Source organism: Vibrio mediterranei (genome assembly GCF_013364395.1).
GTDB lineage: Bacteria > Pseudomonadota > Gammaproteobacteria > Enterobacterales > Vibrionaceae > Vibrio > Vibrio mediterranei.
In genome coordinates, this window is the sequence record NZ_JABXGK010000001.1 from 200260 (window position 1) to 213542 (window position 13283).

The following is a 13283-nucleotide window of genomic DNA, read 5'->3' on the forward strand; positions in this document are numbered from 1 at the left end:
TGATGTTCAACAAATGTTTACTGATATTTAGTGCCTTGATGCTCTCATTTGGTCTACATGCTAATGAGATTGATGCCACCAAGCCCTATGACATGATGCAGAAAGTCGCCGATAAAGCGTTTACTCGTTTAGCGAATGAGCAAGAGCAAATTCAGAAAAATCCTGACTATCTTAAGGTGGTAGTCGAAGAGGAACTAATGCCTTACGTGAACGATCGCTATGCGGCGTTGAAGCTACTGGGTCCTAACTTAAAAGGTGCTAAACGAGAAGATGTGTTAGAGTTTGCCAGAGCATTTCGAGAGTACTTGATTACTTCTTATGCGCAAGTTTTAACCCAATATACTGGACAGGATGTTCAATTTGGTCCAGAACCAAAAATTGATGATAAGACGACCATTATCGGTGTTCGTGTGACAATTATGGACTCACCGAGACCTAATATTAATCTCGAGTTTAAACTCAGAAAGGATAAGAAAACAGGCGAATGGAAGGCCTTTGATATGATTGCAGAAGGCATTAGTTTGCTCTCTAGCAAGCAATCTGAATGGAACAGCAAAATTCGTCAAGATGGCATATTAGCGGTAGCAGAAGAACTTGAGCAGTTGGCACAGGCGCCGATTCGTTTTGAAGGCAGCAAAAAATAATGGACACTAAATTAGTGGTTCGTAACGAAGGTGTATTAGAGCTAATTGGTAACGTTGATCGTGATACTGTACCAGAGCTTTGGAATACTATTCAAAGCGTTAATTTTGATGAGCCTGAGATGGAATTGGCGTTAGATAAAGTAAAACGGTTCGATTCTGCGGGATTGGTGATGCTAATTCACTTATTAGAGCATGCAAAAAATCGAAAGTGTCATATAATGCTCAGCTTCGTGCCCGATGAGCTGAAAATACTGTTTCAGCTGTATAACGTTGAATCAGTTATTGAGAAACACATTTAGGAGTATCTTGTGGATAGCACAAAAGTACAGGAACTATTACAAAACGCATTGAACCTAGAAGAGCTACACGTAAAAGGTGAAGGTAGCCACTACGAAGTGATTGCGGTAGATGCTCAATTTGAAGGCATGAGCCGAGTTAAAAAGCAGCAGATGATCTATGGTCCTCTGATGGATTATATTCAGCGTAATGACATCCACGCAGTTTCAATTAAAGCCTATACTCCAGAAGAGTGGGCTCGTGATAAAAAGCTGATGTCTTTGTAAGGTTTATTAATGGATAAGTTTCGAGTTATTGGATCGGATCAGCCGTTATCTGGCGAAGTGTCGATCTCAGGTGCTAAAAATGCAGCACTGCCTATTTTATTCGCTTCTATTCTGGCTGAGGAGCCTGTAGAAGTGGCCAACGTACCACATCTTCGTGACATTGATACGACTATGAAACTACTTAGCCGTTTAGGTGCCAAAGTGCATCGCAACGGTTCTGTTCATGTTGATGGTAGCCAGATTAACGAGTTGTGTGCACCTTATGACTTGGTGAAAACCATGCGTGCATCGATTTGGGCATTAGGTCCACTGGTTGCTCGTTTTGGCAAAGGACAAGTTTCACTTCCTGGTGGCTGTGCCATTGGTGCGCGTCCGGTAGATTTACATATTCATGGTCTTGAGCAGCTCGGTGCCACCATCACATTAGAAGATGGTTATGTGAAAGCGGAAGTGGAAGGTCGATTGAAGGGTGCTCACATTGTGATGGACAAAGTGAGCGTTGGTGCGACTATCACGATAATGTGTGCTGCAACATTGGCTGAAGGTACTACTGTACTTGATAATGCGGCTCGTGAACCTGAAATCGTCGATACCGCTGATTTCTTGAACAAGCTAGGCGCAAAAATCACTGGAGCAGGTACCGATACTATCACTATCGAAGGTGTAGAACGTCTTGGTGGTGGCAAGCACTCTGTTGTTCCAGATCGCATTGAAACAGGCACTTTCCTAGTAGCGGCAGCGGTATCAGGCGGTAAGATTGTTTGTCGCAATACGCATGCTCATCTATTAGAAGCGGCATTAGCTAAGTTAGAAGAAGCTGGGGCTAAGATCGAGACTGGCGATGACTGGATCTCATTGGATATGACCGATAGAGAGCTTAAAGCGGTTTCAATTCGTACTGCTCCACACCCTGGCTTCCCTACAGATATGCAAGCTCAGTTTACTTTGCTTAATATGATGGCAAAAGGTGGCGGTGTGATTACCGAAACGATTTTTGAAAATCGTTTTATGCACGTTCCTGAGCTAATGCGTATGGGCGCAAAAGCAGAAATTGAAGGCAACACTGTGATTTGTGGTGATGTTGAATCATTGAGTGGTGCACAAGTGATGGCGACTGACCTGCGAGCTTCGGCAAGCTTGGTTATCGCTGGTTGTATTGCGCATGGTGAGACAATTGTAGACCGTATTTATCATATCGATCGTGGTTATGAGCGTATTGAAGATAAGCTGTCTGCACTAGGTGCTAACATCACACGTATCGCGGGTTCTGCTGAATAATAACGATAGATTATAAATAGCCGAAATCTTAAGGTTTCGGCTTTTTTTTGAAGCCATTAGCGGAGACCAAAATGGTTGCTTTCCTACGCTGCATTGCAGTGGCGATATTTGCGGTAATTATGTTCGTATTTGGATGTGGTTACTGTTTACTTAGTCCGAGAAATCCTAAACACGTGTTTACGTTTGGGCGTTATTTTGGCGCTATGTCGAAGATCTTTGGTATTAAACTCGATCTTCGTTTACCTGAAGATGCCTACAAACGCGGTCAACACATCTATATCGCTAATCACCAGAACAACTGGGATTTGTTTACGGTATCTTCTGCCGTTACACCTAATGTGGTAACTGTTGGTAAAAAGAGCCTGCTATGGATGCCATTCTTTGGTCAGCTTTATTATTTAACAGGTAATATTCTGATTGATCGTGCTAACCGTAGTAAAGCGAAAGGTACGATTGACCAAGTTGTTGATAGCATGAAGAAAAGTAACCTTTCAGTTTGGATGTTTCCGGAAGGTACACGCTCTCGCGGACGCGGCTTATTGCCATTTAAAACGGGTGCTTTTCATGCAGCGATTGGGGCAAAGACACCAATCATTCCTATTGTGTGTAGCAGTACGAGCCATCTAAAGCTTAATAAGTGGGATAATGGTCATATCATCGTTGAGATGCTGCCACCTATCTCGATCGAAGGCTACGGCAAAGAAGATGTGAGAAAACTGGCGAATGTATGCCGAGAGCAGATGGCAGAGAAGCTAGAGCAGCTTGATGCTGAAGTGGCTGAGTTAAACAGCAAAAAATAACACTAAAAAGGGTTGTCAATGACAACCCTTTTTTAATACATAGCAGAACTTACTTACGTACTGCGATAGCTTCGATTTCAATCTTCACATCTTTAGGAAGACGAGCAACTTCAACACAAGAACGCGCAGGGTAGTTAGCCACTTGGTGCTCGTCAAAGAACTTACCATACACTTCGTTTACTGTACCAAAGTCGTTGAGATCTTTAACGAAAACCGTCATTTTTACGATGTCTGAAACCGTTAGGCCAGATGCTTCAACAACCGCTTTTACGTTGTCTAGAGACTGACGTGCTTGCTCAGCGATATCTTCTGACACTTCACCCGTTTGCGGATTTACTGGGATCTGACCTGAAGTCAGTACCATGTTACCAAGGTCGACACCTTGTACGTAAGGACCGATTGCTGCTGGTGCAGATTCTGTATGAAGTACTTTTGTCATCGTTTTATCCATTGTTCTGTGAATTCAAAGAGAGTCTAGACTGCCTCTAGGCTCAATAAAAATCAAGCCTACAATGTGTAGGCTTGTTTAATAATCGTGTCATTCTTAGCTTTCAGTAACGATCTCACGCGAATAGACTTTTTCGCAGTATTTGCATTTGAGACGAATGTCTTGATGTTTCTCGAACACCTTGAAGCTACTGTCTACGGGTTCATTGTGAGTAATGCAGTTGCTATTAGGGCACTCGAATACTCCCGTGATTGTTTCTGGCAGTTTTAACGCCAGCTTTTTACACACTTCATAGTTTTCAATTTGGTTGACGGTAGCATGTGGTGCATAGAGTGCCAGCTTGTTCGCTTGTTCTTCAGTGATAAACACGTTCTCTATCTTTAATAGATCCTTACAACCTAATGCTGAAGAAGGAAGGTTTAGACCAATCGTGACACGCTGTTTGGATTGATCCATAGCGAACAGTTTGAGAACTTTGATGCCAATGTTTGCTGGGATATGGTCGATAACCGTGCCGTTTTTAATTGCTTCTACTTGCAACTGGGTTTCTTTAGACATGATCAATCCTCCTTAAAGCGTTTCGTTTAGAACTAGAGCGAGTAGAGCTTCACGGGCGTACACACCGTTTTCAGCTTGTTGGAAATAATACGCATAAGGCGTTTTATCTACGTCGACAGTAATCTCGTCAACTCGTGGCAATGGATGAAGCACTTTTAGGTTATCGCGTGCGCCTTTCAATGTATCAGCAGAGAGAATATAAGCCGATTTAATGTGTGCGTACTCAGACTCATCAAAACGCTCTTTCTGTACTCGCGTCATATATAGAACATCCAGTTCAGATACTACACTTTCCATGTCGGTATGCAGGCTAAATTGGATGCCAGCTTCTTCAAGCTCTTCACAGATATAGTCAGGCATCGCAAGTGCATCGGGAGCGATAAAGAAAAAGCGAACGTTATTGAATTTCGCTAGGGCTTGCGTTAACGAGTGTACCGTGCGGCCGTATTTCAAATCACCAACAAAGGCAACGTTAATATCATCTAAACGACCCTGGGTTTCGTAGATGCTGTATAGGTCTAGCAGTGTTTGTGTTGGATGTTGGTTGGCACCATCACCTGCGTTGATAACTGGTACACCGTTTGAGAATTCAGAAGCCAGACGTGCCGCACCTTCTTGTGGGTGACGCATGACAAACGCATCAACATAAGACGAAATAACCTGAACTGAATCTGCCAGTGTTTCACCTTTTTTAGCAAGCGAGGTATTACCACCGCTATCGAAACCAATCACGTCTCCGCCGATACGTTGAATGGCGGTTTCAAATGACAGACGCGTACGTGTTGAAGGTTCAAAGAAACAGCTAGCAACAACCTTGTTTTTGATGAGTTCAGGTTGAGGGTTTGATTTTAGTTGACCGGCTGTCTGTACAATGAGTTCTAGCTCGTCACGTGACAACTCTGGAATTGAGATAATGTGCTTTTGAAAGAGCGTATTCGCCATGTTTATCTTCCCTATAGTTAAAACCAGACCAGATGGATATTCCAAGTGCGAAAGGAGCGTGCTCAATCACAGCTAGGAATGCAGGCATAAAAAAACCCCCCATAATGGGAGGTTTAGTAATCAACAGGAAATAATAACGGTGCGTGATAAGCAAAAAGCTTATCGAGAGCGTGATGTGTTGTAAAACTCGCTTGCGCCATTGATTGTTCCCCAGACAAATTGCGGAGAATTATACGCCTAAAAATCGTGAGCGCAAGCGATTACATCAAAGGTTTATCGTTAAACTGCAAGTGAATTTGACTAGCTGCCTAATGTGGCGACCATGACGGCTTTGATGGTGTGCATTCGGTTTTCGGCTTCATCGAATACGATGGAGTAATCCGATTCGAATACATCATTTGTGACTTCGAGACCATTCAAGCCATATTTTTCGGCGATTTCTTTACCTATTGAGGTTTGGTCATCATGAAATGCAGGTAAGCAGTGCATAAATTTCACATCTTTGTTATTGGTAGCTTTAATCGTATCCATGTTTACCTGATACGGTTTCATTAAGGCAATACGCTCTTCCCACGCCGAGGCTGACTCGCCCATAGAGACCCAAACGTCCGTATACAAGAAGTCACAATCGGCTACACCTTGTTGTACGTCCTCGGTGAGAGTAATCGAAGCACCTGTTGATAGTGCGATAGTTTGACATTCATCAACGAGGCTTTGCTCTGGCCAAAAAGCTTTTGGCGCAACCAAACGAATATCCATTCCCATTTTTGCGGCACCGACCATTAGAGAGTTCCCCATGTTGTTGCGAGCATCCCCTAAGTAGGCAAATTTAATTTGGTGTAATAACTTGCCTTTGCCGTGCTCTAGCATGGTTAAAAAGTCAGCGAGAATTTGCGTTGGGTGGAATTCATTGGTTAAACCGTTCCAAACAGGTACGCCAGCGTGAGTACCTAGCTCTTCAACGATATCTTGTCCAAAACCACGATACTCAATGCCATCGTACATACGACCTAGTACACGAGCCGTGTCTTTCATCGATTCCTTATGGCCTATTTGGGATCCGGAAGGGCCGATGTAAGAGACTTGAGCACCTTGATCAAAAGCGGCAACTTCAAAAGCACATCGGGTACGAGTCGAGGCTTTTTCGAAGATCAGTGCGATGTTTTTCCCTACCAGTTTTTTTTGCTCTGTGCCGGCATATTTAGCGGCTTTAAGATCTTTAGACAGGTCGAGAAGAAACTGAATCTCTTTTGGTGAATAGTCGAGAAGCTTGAGAAAATTCCTATTTCGTAAGTTGTAAGCCATGATTCGTACCCTTTTATTTAGTTTCTTGGTTTATTTATACATAAAAATTCTTTTATTGTGAATAAGTATTTTAATTTAATGCAAAAAAAGCCCCTAATAGGGGCTTTTGATAAATAATTATGTTTAAATGCCATCTCGTTCGATTGGACAGCTCATACAACGGGCTCCGCCCCTACCACGTCCTAGCTCATTACCTGGGATGGTTAGGACCTGAATGCCCGCTTTGTCATACTTTTCATTAGTATACACATTTCTCTCGTAGCCGATAACGACACCGGGTTTGACGGTGAGCACATTGTTAGCATCGTTCCATTGCTCACGCTCTGCTTCGTAGTTATCACCACCCGTTGTGATGATCTTCAATTGATCAACGTTAAGCGCACTTTCTAGGGCTTTAAGATAGTTAGGTAATTTTTCAACTTGCATTTGGCCTTTGCTGTCGGCGGTTAGACGCCAAGTATCCAGTTTGTCGTTGATGATCTCTGGGTAAACTGAGAAGGTATCCACGTCCATATGAGTCATAACGGTATCAAGATGCATGCAAGAGCGATGTTTCGGAAGGTCAATGGCAATGACCTGAGACGCTTGTCCGGATTTAAATAGATTCGCCGCCAAGTTTTCCACGCCCTGTGGGGTGGTGCGCTCAGAGATACCAATTAATACAGCACCTTTACCAATAACAAGAACGTCACCGCCCTCGATGTTGGCGTTATCATAATGAAGATCTTCATCGCCGAAATATTTAATGAAGTCTTGACCTGCGAAGGTTGGATGCCAGCGATAAATAGCTCTTAGATGATTTGTCTCGCGTTGACGAGCGGGCTTCATCATTGGGTTCAACGATACGCCACCATAGACCCAGCAAGAGGTATCACGGGTGAAAAGGTGGTTTGGCAGTGGCTCAATGACAAAATCAAGCGGCTTACTCATCTTTTGTAATATAGAAGGGGTTTTTATTGGTAGCTCAGAGTATGCGAGGCCGCCCAACAAAATAGTTGCTAAGTGCTCGTCGTCCATTTCTGTCAGATAGTTACGAAGTTCGTTAGCGAAGATAGGACCATAACGGAAATCAGAAATCTGCGTTTCGAGAAGCCATTCCTTCGCTTCAGGGACGGCAAGAGTCTCTACTAATAAATCGTGAAGCAGCAGTACTTCCACATCTTGGCTGCGTAATGTATTGGCAAAAGCGTCATGCTCTTCACCAGCGGCTTCTACAGCCAGTACATCATCAAACAGTAGTTCATGGCAGTTTGATGGCGTGAGGTGGGTTAGGGCGCGTTCTGGACGGTTTAACAATACACGGCGTAATTGGCCTACTTCCGACCCAACGTACAACTTACTCATTGTGATTCCTTTCAGTTTTGATTGCGCTATTTATGACAAGCTTGTTATCAAGATGCAAGTCAAAATGTCAGTGTTTGTTACTGCGAAAGCTTAAAATTGCAGTGATATTGTGGATTTAAGTAGAGAAATGCAGATAAAGTTTTTATGAGAGAGTTGTGCTAGTTTCTGTGAATTCTTGCTTGAGTATGCAGGCCTCTTGAGCAGTTTTAATACAATATTCATGAGTGATATGTGCATAAAAAAACGCAAATTTGCAGAAAATACTGGGCATAGTGACTAAAGCAAAACCAGGTTAAACTTAAGAATAGAGTGTTTGATATGCAAAATTGCCTCATAAACTTTCTGGGCGATTGTTGTTGATTAGCTATGGCTTTTGTCTAAGTTTATGCTGAAATCAGAGGTAAGCAATGAAATGTTAAAATTATGTTTCTGTGATCTCGATCTTGCTCGGTTTGAGTTCGATAACTGAAAAATAGTCAGGAAAGATCTCGGTTTGATCTTTCGATTTCAGCTGACTTCTCGTATCATTCATGCCGATAACCTATTTATAGCTGGAGCACTTTATGTCTCAACAAGATGAGTATATGTCCGTTGAAGATTTGATCGAAATTCAAAAGGAAGAAACTCGCGATATCATTCAGGCCTTAATTGAAGATGGAAGTGATCCAGAGGCATTGTATGAGATCGAACACCACCTGTTTGCTGAAGATTTCGATCGTCTGGAGAAGGCGGTTGTTGAAGCGTTCAAAATGGGCTTCGAAGTGCTAGAAGCGGAAGAGACCGAAGACGAAGACGGTAACAAACTGTTGTGCTGCGACGCGACAATGGAATCGACTCTGAATGCAGAGCAGATTGACGCACAAGTTGAAAAGCTAGTGCACTTAGCTGAGAAGTACGACATCATCTATGACGGTTGGGGTACATACTACGAGGGCGAAGATGCTCTTTATACCGATGAAGATGAAGGCGACGAAGAGTAAGCCTTAATTGTTGTTGAAAGGCCAGCTTAGCTGGCCTTTTTGCTATCTGGTGGGTTCAACTATCTTTCGATAACGGATTTGATTATACTGCGCTAAATATGATCTAGGTCAATTCACACCATGAAAAAGAATTTGGCTGGCCTATGGCAGCTGTCCCCACTTACTGATCTCTCTATACCTCAAGATGATCTCTCTTTCCCAGGCGCTTTAAGTCAGGTCTTACCTTCAGAGCTTACCGAAGAAATGATTGCCAACCAAGAATGGCACCTCATGCATGACTTTGAGTTAACGGAAGAAGAATTGCAGAATCCGGCGGTCGATTTGGTGATCGGTGGTGTTGAGCATTATGCAGAAATTCGTATTAATGGTCGTGCAGTGTTGGATTGTGATGGCAGTGAAGCGACGTATCGTCGCGAAGTAAGAGCCCATTTACAACAGGGACCCAATCGCATTGAAATCTTGTTCTTAGAGTATGATGAAGAAGACTTGTTGATTGATCTTGATGAAGCGCCGCAGTGTTCTTTATCTGTTACCAAACCTGCAACCGAGACACGTATCGGTGTATGGCAAATGCCTTATTTGCAATTTATTCCACATGTTAGGTTAGAGCATGTAGCAATGGAACAGATCTGGCACCATGGTGGTGGCTGTGAGTTTAAAGTCGACCTTCATTATCGTACCTACCGTGCAGGTTTAGTATCAGCGTCAGTCAGATTTAACTGTATGACATTACATTTGCCTATTGATGTTCGAGCACATCAAGCATCGGCTCTGTTTCAGGTTGAAGCACCTAAATATGCTGATCCGGCGCAGCCTAATCCAGATGACTTGTACAGTCTGATAGTAAATTTAGATGGGCAAGTGCAGGAATTTGATGTGGCGTTAAGTCAATCACTTTGCGTGACTCATGTAGCTATGTAGCTATGTAGCTATGAAGTTATGTAGCTATGAAGTTATGTAGCGATATAGTCTTATTTGTTATCTGGCATTCAACATTGCTAGTTATAACAATCATGAGTGCATAATCAAGTTTGCTCTCTTGCTAAAAATCTCAACAAGAGAGCAAGTCGTTACTTCTATAACAAACGTTTCAGACGATATAGCTCTTCCAATGCCTGTCTCGGTGTTAGATCGTCAGGGTCGATTTGTGCCAGAGCTTCTTCCACTTCGCTTGGCTCTGGAATCAAACTCAACTGATTGGCAATGTCTACTTGTGGAGAATCGTTGGTCGTTGGTTTTTGACCTAATTGTTCCAACTGAGTGAGTTTTTGTCTCGCATTCTTTATTACCGCTTTTGGTACACCAGCCAATCCGGCGACAGCAAGGCCGTAGGATTTACTCGCCGCTCCCTCTTGAACCGCGTGCATAAAGGCGATGGAGTCACCATGCTCTACCGCATCAAGGTGAACGTTAGCGAGATGTGGTAGCTGGTTTGGCATTTCTGTCAGTTCAAAATAGTGGGTCGCAAACAAGGTCATAGCGCCAACTTTGGTCGCTAGCCATTCAGCACTTGCCCACGCTAGCGATAGACCGTCATAGGTGCTGGTACCACGGCCGATTTCATCCATTAACACCAAGCTGTTTTCTGTCGCATTGTGTAAGATGTTCGCCGTTTCGGTCATCTCGACCATGAACGTAGAACGACCAGAGGCAAGATCATCGGATGCCCCAATACGCGTAAAGATGCGATCCAGTGAACCGATTTCAGCGGACTCTGCAGGGACATAAGAGCCAATGTGAGCCATCAGTGCAATCAGTGCCGTTTGGCGCATATAGGTCGACTTACCACCCATATTCGGACCGGTAATGATTAACATTTTTCGCTCTGGGTTGAGCGAGATAGGGTTGGCAATGAATGGCTCATCCATCACCTGTTCAACGACAGGGTGGCGGCCACCTTGAATCAGAATACCGGCATTTTCACTGAGGGCTGGGCGACAATAATCGAGACTTTCAGCACGCTCAGCTAGGTTTTGCAAAACGTCTAATTGCGATAGCGCTGAAGCTAGATTTTGCAGTTGTTCCAACTGTGGCAGCAACAAATCAAACAGCTCTTCCCATAGCTTCTTCTCAATTGCCAACGCTTTAGACTTAGAGTTAAGCACTTTATCTTCATGCTCTTTTAACTCTGGAATAATATAGCGTTCGGCATTCTTCAAGGTTTGGCGGCGCACATAGTGCGGTGGTACTAGGTGACTTTGACCGCGACTGACTTGAATGTAGAAGCCGTGTACATTGTTGTAACCAACCTTCAGTGTGTCGATACCGTGGCGATCTCGTTCATCATGCTCCAGTTTCTCAAGGTAAGCCGTCGCACCGTTAGCTAAATCACGCCACTCGTCCAATTCGGCATTGTAGCCATCAGCAATGACGCCACCATCGCGAATTACTACGGGTGGGTTTTCTTTGATAGCGCGCTCAAGCAGTTCTGCCATGCTGTCCATAGGTGCGGAGTATTGAGCCAGTTGCAGCAAGTATGGGTGAGCAACGGTTTCAAGACTTAGTGCCAGCTCGGGCAAGAGGTTCAGAGCACTGCGTAATCGAGCCATATCTCGTGGCCTTGCAGAGCGAAGTGCCAAACGTGCCAAGATACGCTCGATATCACCAATTTGTTTCAACGTAGGCGAAAGCTCGGTATACAACGCATCTTGTTTGAGTTCTGAGATAGCATCAAGGCGATAGTTCAAAGTCTTAATACAGCGCATCGGTTGATGGATCCAGCGCTTCAGCATTCGGCTACCCATTGCTGTTGCGGTGTGATCCAAGACTTCGGCTAACGTGTTGTCTTGTCCGCCCGACAAATTCTGAGTTAGCTCAAGGTTGCGACGCGTGGCTGCATCAAGTACTACAGATTGGTCTTGGCTCACTAGCGTCAATGAACGGATGTGTGGTAGAGCCGTGCGCTGAGTATCTTTAACATACTGAATTAAACAACCTGCAGCGCAGAGTCCAAGTTGGCATTTCTCGACCCCAAACCCAATAAGATCTTTGGTACCAAACTGCTGATTCAGTTGCTGCCTTGCCGTATCAATCTCAAACTCCCAAATTGGACGACGGCGATTACCATTGCGGTTAGCCATCAGTTCAACGGGTTCAAAATCCTCAGGGAATAACAACTCTTTAGGTGCCGTGCGTTGCAGTTCTGCCAACATCGCTTCTTCGGTACTAGGTTCACAAAGTTGAAAGCGACCTGAGGTAATATCTAGCGTGGCATAGCCAAATTTACCGTTTTGGTGGTAGATTGCGGCAATTAGGTTATCCAATCGTTCCGATAGTAAGGCTTCATCTGAAACGGTTCCTGGCGTGACAATTCGAACCACGCGACGCTCTACTGGACCTTTACTGGTAGCAGGGTCGCCAACTTGCTCGCAGATAGCGACAGATTCGCCCAGTTGAACCAGTTTTGCTAAGTAGCCTTCCACGGCATGGAAAGGGACACCGGCCATTGGAATAGGCTCGCCCGCGGATGCGCCCCGTTTGGTTAGAGAAATATCGAGCAGTTGAGACGCACGTTTCGCGTCGTCATAAAAGAGCTCGTAAAAATCACCCATTCGGTAGAAAAGCAGGATATCTGGATTCTCGGCTTTGAGTTTCAGATATTGCTGCATCATTGGCGTATGTTTTTGTTCCGCTTTCACTGTCACATCTTTAGCTGCTTGTTTCAATTGCTGCTTAGGATACGTGAAACCGACGTGAGCGAAAAGAGAATATAAAAAAGTGGCTCTATGGCTTGGGGTCGTTGTCAAACATTGAGTTGTTTAGGAGTTTGCTAGATGAACACTATTGAAGAGTTAAGTTTCAACCTAGGCGCGTTACTCGAACAGAAAGATCATATCCTTGTGACCGCGGAGTCTTGTACTGGTGGCGGTGTGGCGACGGCAATCACTGATATTGCTGGTAGCTCTGCGTGGTTTGATCGAGCATTTGTTACTTACAGCAACGACGCAAAAATCGATATGCTTGGCGTCGCAACTGAAACCCTTGGACAGAATGGAGCGGTGAGTGAAGCCGTTGTTGTTGAAATGGCACAGGGTGCGCTGCAACATTCTAAAGGGACGCTTAGCGTTGCCATTAGTGGAATTGCTGGTCCTGGAGGGGGGAGTGAAGACAAACCGGTAGGAACCGTTTGCTTTGCGTGGGCTTCACAACAAGGTTGGCTCAAGGTCGAAACCTGTTTGTTTGAAGGTGACCGAGCCGCAGTACGTCAGCAAGCTGTAATGCATGCGCTATTGATATTGTATCGTCACGTATTGGAAGACGAGCCTTACTGTTAACAAAATAACACTCGCGGCATCAACGATTTGCTGTTTGTGTCGGAAAAATTTTCATACAGGTATAGACACTGTATGAATCAACAGTATAATAAAACCATATCGCGATGCTTTTATGCATCGCTCACTAATTAGAAAACTGCCAAAGCA

General features: G+C 44.2%; 14 protein-coding genes. 8 read left to right on the plus strand and 6 right to left on the minus strand.

Annotation, left to right across the window (positions count from 1 at the left end):
- Window positions 1-2 precede the first annotated feature (2 nt).
- From mlaC to HOP38_RS01120, 5 genes are all read left to right on the plus strand, one after another.
- A complete protein-coding gene (gene mlaC, locus HOP38_RS01100) occupies window positions 3-644 on the plus strand; it encodes a phospholipid-binding protein MlaC (protein WP_006073300.1) in 642 nt (213 codons plus the stop codon).
- On the plus strand, window positions 641-943 hold the full coding sequence (locus HOP38_RS01105) for an STAS domain-containing protein (RefSeq protein WP_420883067.1): 303 nt from the start codon (window positions 641-643) through the stop codon (window positions 941-943). The genes mlaC and HOP38_RS01105 overlap by 4 nt, the downstream gene beginning before the upstream one ends.
- Before the next feature lie 9 nt (window positions 944-952).
- Window positions 953-1207, plus strand: a complete 255-nt coding sequence (gene ibaG, locus HOP38_RS01110) for a BolA family iron metabolism protein IbaG (RefSeq protein WP_006073308.1) — start codon at window positions 953-955, stop codon at window positions 1205-1207.
- A 9-nt stretch (window positions 1208-1216) separates the two neighbouring features.
- Window positions 1217-2485, plus strand: coding sequence for a UDP-N-acetylglucosamine 1-carboxyvinyltransferase (gene murA / locus HOP38_RS01115; RefSeq protein WP_006073309.1), 1269 nt, complete (start codon window positions 1217-1219; stop codon window positions 2483-2485).
- Window positions 2486-2556: 71 nt separating this feature from the next.
- Window positions 2557-3285 carry a 1-acylglycerol-3-phosphate O-acyltransferase gene (locus HOP38_RS01120; RefSeq protein WP_006073311.1) on the plus strand — a complete coding sequence of 243 codons (729 nt, stop codon included), beginning with the start codon at window positions 2557-2559 and terminating at the stop codon, window positions 3283-3285.
- A 49-nt stretch (window positions 3286-3334) separates the two neighbouring features.
- Here the strand turns inward: HOP38_RS01120 and HOP38_RS01125 are convergent, their stop codons facing one another.
- The 5 genes from HOP38_RS01125 to arcA form a co-directional block, all read right to left on the minus strand.
- A complete protein-coding gene (locus tag HOP38_RS01125; protein ID WP_038228906.1) occupies window positions 3335-3724 on the minus strand; it encodes a RidA family protein in 390 nt (129 codons plus the stop codon).
- Between the two features lie 105 nt (window positions 3725-3829).
- Window positions 3830-4291, minus strand: coding sequence for an aspartate carbamoyltransferase regulatory subunit (gene pyrI, locus HOP38_RS01130; RefSeq protein ID WP_006073314.1), 462 nt, complete (start codon window positions 4289-4291; stop codon window positions 3830-3832).
- A 12-nt stretch (window positions 4292-4303) separates the two neighbouring features.
- Window positions 4304-5233 (minus strand): aspartate carbamoyltransferase, encoded by a 930-nt coding sequence (gene pyrB, locus HOP38_RS01135; protein ID WP_006073315.1) that lies wholly within the window; start codon window positions 5231-5233, stop codon window positions 4304-4306.
- Between the two features lie 300 nt (window positions 5234-5533).
- A complete protein-coding gene (gene argF, locus HOP38_RS01140) occupies window positions 5534-6538 on the minus strand; it encodes an ornithine carbamoyltransferase (RefSeq protein ID WP_198557265.1) in 1005 nt (334 codons plus the stop codon).
- Between the two features lie 123 nt (window positions 6539-6661).
- On the minus strand, window positions 6662-7882 hold the full coding sequence (arcA, locus tag HOP38_RS01145) for an arginine deiminase (protein WP_006073318.1): 1221 nt from the start codon (window positions 7880-7882) through the stop codon (window positions 6662-6664).
- A gap of 563 nt (window positions 7883-8445) precedes the next feature.
- On the opposite strand from arcA, the gene rraB reads away from it, so the two are divergent.
- Window positions 8446-8862: a ribonuclease E inhibitor RraB gene (gene rraB, locus HOP38_RS01150; protein WP_006073319.1), complete on the plus strand. Its 417-nt coding sequence runs from the start codon at window positions 8446-8448 to the stop codon at window positions 8860-8862.
- Window positions 8863-8982: 120 nt separating this feature from the next.
- The gene (locus HOP38_RS01155; RefSeq protein WP_198557266.1) at window positions 8983-9783 is read left to right on the plus strand and encodes a glycosyl hydrolase 2 galactose-binding domain-containing protein; all 801 of its coding nucleotides are present in this window, start codon (window positions 8983-8985) and stop codon (window positions 9781-9783) included.
- A 155-nt stretch (window positions 9784-9938) separates the two neighbouring features.
- Here the strand turns inward: HOP38_RS01155 and mutS are convergent, their stop codons facing one another.
- The gene (gene mutS / locus HOP38_RS01160; RefSeq protein ID WP_198557267.1) at window positions 9939-12500 is read right to left on the minus strand and encodes a DNA mismatch repair protein MutS; all 2562 of its coding nucleotides are present in this window, start codon (window positions 12498-12500) and stop codon (window positions 9939-9941) included.
- Window positions 12501-12635: 135 nt separating this feature from the next.
- Here mutS and pncC point away from each other — a divergent pair, with 135 nt between their 5' ends.
- Window positions 12636-13136 (plus strand): nicotinamide-nucleotide amidase, encoded by a 501-nt coding sequence (gene pncC / locus HOP38_RS01165; RefSeq protein ID WP_006073327.1) that lies wholly within the window; start codon window positions 12636-12638, stop codon window positions 13134-13136.
- The last annotated feature ends 147 nt before the right edge of the window (window positions 13137-13283 follow it).